The following is a 4,261-nucleotide window of genomic DNA, read 5'->3' on the forward strand; positions in this document are numbered from 1 at the left end:
CGCGGGTTCAAATCCCGTCAGGACCGCTGCGATCTCTTGCAGATCGCGTGGCTGGGTAGCTCAGTTGGTACGAGCGTCCGCCTGAAAAGCGGAAGGTCGCCGGTTCGACCCCGGCCCCAGCCACAACGAGCCCCTCGTCCTCGGACGGGGGGCTCAGTGCTTTGCAGGGCACCCCTAAATGCGTTCGCCGCTTCGCGGCGGCTGGTGCGATCCTGGACCCCGTATGTCTACGCAGCCTGCCCTCGCCACCTTCGCCGACCTCTCCGGCCGCCTGCCCGAGCTGACGCTCCGCGATCAGCAGCGGCTGGGGCGCCGGCTCGACGGCGCGCGCCGTGTCCGCAAGCCCGAGGCCCGTACGGCCGTGCTGGCCGAGATCGCCGAGGCGATCACGGAGGCCGAGCTCCGCGTCGGGTCCCGCCGCGCGGCCGTCCCGGCGATCACATACCCGGAGCAGCTGCCGGTCAGCCAGAAGAAGGACGAGATCCTGGCGGCCGTCCGCGACCACCAGGTGGTGATCGTCGCGGGCGAGACGGGCTCCGGCAAGACCACGCAGATCCCCAAGATCTGTCTGGAGCTGGGCCGCGGCGTCAAGGGCCTCATCGGGCACACGCAGCCGCGCCGGATCGCGGCCCGCACGGTCGCCGAGCGGGTGGCCGAGGAGCTGCGCACCCCGCTGGGCGAGGCGGTCGGCTGGAAGGTCCGTTTCACGGACCAGGTCGGCGACGACACCCTCGTCAAGCTGATGACGGACGGCATCCTGCTCGCCGAGATCCAGACGGACCGCGAGCTGCGCCAGTACGACACGATCATCATCGACGAGGCACACGAGCGCAGCCTCAACATCGACTTCCTGCTGGGCTATCTCGCCCAGCTCCTGCCGCGCCGCCCCGACCTCAAGGTCGTCATCACCTCGGCCACCATCGACCCCGAGCGCTTCTCCCGGCACTTCGGCGACGCGCCGATCGTCGAGGTCAGCGGCCGCACGTATCCCGTGGAGGTGCGCTACCGGCCGCTGCTGGAGCAGGGGTCGGAGGATGCCGACCGCGACCAGATCACCGCGATCTGCGACGCCGTGGACGAGCTGCAGGCCGAGGGCGACGGCGACATCCTGGTCTTCCTCTCCGGCGAGCGGGAGATCCGGGACACGGCGGATGCGCTGGAGAAGAAGAAGCTCCGCTTCACGGAAATTCTTCCCCTCTACGCCCGCCTCTCCCATGCCGAGCAGCACCGGGTCTTCCAGCGGCACACCGGGCGCAGGATCGTCCTCGCCACGAACGTCGCGGAGACGTCCCTGACCGTCCCCGGCATCCGCTACGTCATCGACCCCGGCTTCGCCCGCATCTCCCGCTACAGCCACCGCACGAAGGTCCAGCGCCTGCCGATCGAGCCGATCAGCCAGGCCAGCGCCAACCAGCGCAAGGGCCGCTGCGGCCGCACGAGCGACGGCATCTGCATCCGGCTGTACGCGGAGGACGACTTCCTCTCCCGGCCGGAGTTCACCGACGCGGAGATCCTCCGGACGAACCTGGCATCCGTCATCCTGCAGATGACCGCGGCCGGCCTGGGCGAGATCGAGAAGTTCCCCTTCATCGACGCGCCGGACCGCCGCAACATCAAGGACGGCGTGGCCCTGCTGCAGGAGCTCGGCGCGGTCGACCCGGAGCAGAAGGATCCGAAGAAGCGGCTCACCCCGCTCGGCCGCAAGCTCGCGCAGCTCCCGGTGGACCCCCGGCTGGCCCGGATGGTCCTGGAGGCCGACCGCAACGGCTGTGTGCGCGAGGTCATGGTGATCGCGGCCGCGCTGTCCATCCAGGACCCGCGCGAACGGCCCTCGGACAAACAGCAGCAGGCCGACCAGCAGCATGCGCGTTTCAAGGACGAGACGAGCGACTTCCTCGCCTTCCTCAACCTCTGGCGCTACGTGCGCGAGCAGCAGAAGGCTCTGTCGTCCTCGGCCTTCCGCCGCATGTGCAAGTCGGAGTATCTGAACTATCTGCGGATACGCGAGTGGCAGGACATCTACTCGCAGCTGCGCACGGTCGCCAAGCAGATGGGGATCCACTTCGCCGAGGAGGACGCGGCGCCGGAGCGCATTCACCAGTCGCTGCTGGCGGGCCTGTTGTCGCACCTGGGCCTCAAGGACACCGACAAGAACGAGTATCTGGGCGCCCGCAGCGCCAAGTTCGCGATCTTCCCGGGTTCGGCGCTCTTCCGGAAGCCGCCGCGCTGGATCATGTCGGCGGAGCTGGTGGAGACCTCCCGCCTGTGGGCGCGCGTCAATGCCCGTATCGAGCCGGACTGGATCGAGCCGCTCGCCCAGCACCTCGTCAAGCGCACGTACAGCGAACCGCACTGGGAACAGAAGCAGGCCGCCGTGATGGCCTATGAGCGCGTGACGCTCTACGGCGTGCCGATCGTGACCGAGCGGAAGGTCAATTACGGGCGGATCGACCCGGAGACCAGCCGGGAGCTGTTCATCCGCAATGCGCTCGTCGAGGGCGACTGGCGGACGCACCACCAGTTCTTCCACGACAACCGGAAACTCCTCGGCGAGGTCGAGGAGTTGGAGCACCGTGCGCGGCGCCGCGACATCCTCGTGGACGACGAGACGCTTTTCGACTTCTACGACCAGCGGCTGCCCGAACACGTCGTCTCCGGTGCCCACTTCGACTCGTGGTGGAAGCACAAGCGGCGCGAGGAGCCGGAGTTGCTCAATTTCGAGCACTCCATGCTCATCAACGAGAACGCCGAGGCGGTCACCAAGGCCGACTACCCGGACTCGTGGCGCCAGGGTGCCCTGAAGTTCCGGGTGACCTATCAGTTCGAGCCCGGTGCGGACGCGGACGGCGTGACCGTCCACATTCCGCTCCAGGTGCTCAACCAGGTCTCGGCCGAGGGCTTCGACTGGCAGATCCCCGGACTGCGCGAGGACCTGGTGACGGAGCTGATCCGCTCGCTGCCCAAGCCGATCCGGCGGAACTGCGTCCCGGCGCCGAACTTCGCCGCGCGATTCCTCGACGGCGCCGTTCCGCTGCAGGGGCCGCTGACGGCGGCCCTGGCGCGCGATCTGCACCGGATGACGGGCGTGCGGATGGAGGCCGAGGACTTCGACCCTGCCCGGGTCCCGGACCACCTGAAGATCACGTTCCGGGTCGTGGACGAGCGGCGCCGGAAGATCGCCGAGGACAAGGACCTGGAGGCGCTGCGGCTCCGGCTCAAGCCGAAGACGCAGGCCGCGATCAACAAGGCCTTCGAGCAGGCCGCCGCCGGGAAGCGCACCGCCGGACCGGCCGGCGGGGAGGCGCCCGCCGCCCGCGGCCCGGAGCAGCGCTCGGGCCTGACGCAGTGGACCATCGGCACGCTGCCCCGCACCTTCGAGACCCGGCGCGGCGGCCAGCCCGTCAAGGCCTACCCGGCCCTGGTCGACGAGGGCTCCTCGGTGGCGGTGCGGCTCTTCGACACCGAGCCGGAGCAGCGCGAGGCGATGTGGCGCGGCAACCGCCGGCTGATCCTGCTCAACCTGCCGTCCAACCCGGCCAAGTTCGCCCAGGACAAGCTCGGCAACCAGCAGAAGCTCGCCCTCGCCCGCAATCCGCACGGCTCCATCCCGGCCCTGTTCGAGGACTGCGTCGCGGCCTCCGCCGACAAGCTGATCGCGGCGCACGGCGGCCCCGCCTGGGACGAGGAGTCCTTCCGCAAGCTCTTCGACGCCGTGCGGGCCGACATCGTGGACGCCACGCTGGACACCGTCCGCAAGGTCCAGGAGGTGCTGGCCGCCTGGCAGGCGTGCGAGCGCCGCCTGAAGGCGACGACGAGCCCGACCCTGCTCCCGTCCCTGACGGACGTCAAGGAGCAGCTGGCCGCGCTGATCAAGCCGGGCTTCGTGACCGCCCACGGGGTCCGGCGGCTGCCCGACCTCATGCGCTACCTGGTGGCGGTCGACCGGCGGCTGACCCAGCTGCCGGCCAACGCGGAGCGGGACCGCACCCGGATGGCCAAGGTCAAGGAGATGCAGGACGAGCACGCCTGGCTCCTGGAGCAGTTCCCCAAGGGCCGGCCGGTGCCGCAGGAGGCGCTCGACATCCGCTGGATGATCGAGGAACTGCGGGTGAGCTACTTCGCGCACGCGCTCGGTACGGCGCATCCGGTGTCGGACAAGCGGATCGTGAAGGCGATCGACGCGCTGGTGCCGTGACGCTCCGCCGGGGGGCGGTTCGTTGTCGGGTGCGGGTCTGCTGTGGCTGGTCGCGCAGTTCCTCCC

At 69.7% G+C, this 4,261-nt stretch carries 1 protein-coding gene and 1 tRNA gene; both read left to right on the forward strand.

Annotation, left to right across the window (positions count from 1 at the left end; translation table 11 throughout):
- The first annotated feature begins 49 nt into the window (after positions 1-49).
- A tRNA-Phe gene (locus HG542_RS33915) sits at positions 50-123 on the forward strand.
- 100 nt (positions 124-223) lie between these two features.
- Positions 224-4,195 (forward strand): ATP-dependent RNA helicase HrpA, encoded by a 3,972-nt coding sequence (gene hrpA / locus HG542_RS33920; protein WP_171088244.1) that lies wholly within the window; start codon positions 224-226, stop codon positions 4,193-4,195.
- Positions 4,196-4,261: the final 66 nt, after the last annotated feature.

The sequence above is a fragment of the Streptomyces morookaense genome (genome assembly GCF_013030945.1).
GTDB lineage: Bacteria > Actinomycetota > Actinomycetes > Streptomycetales > Streptomycetaceae > Streptomyces > Streptomyces morookaensis.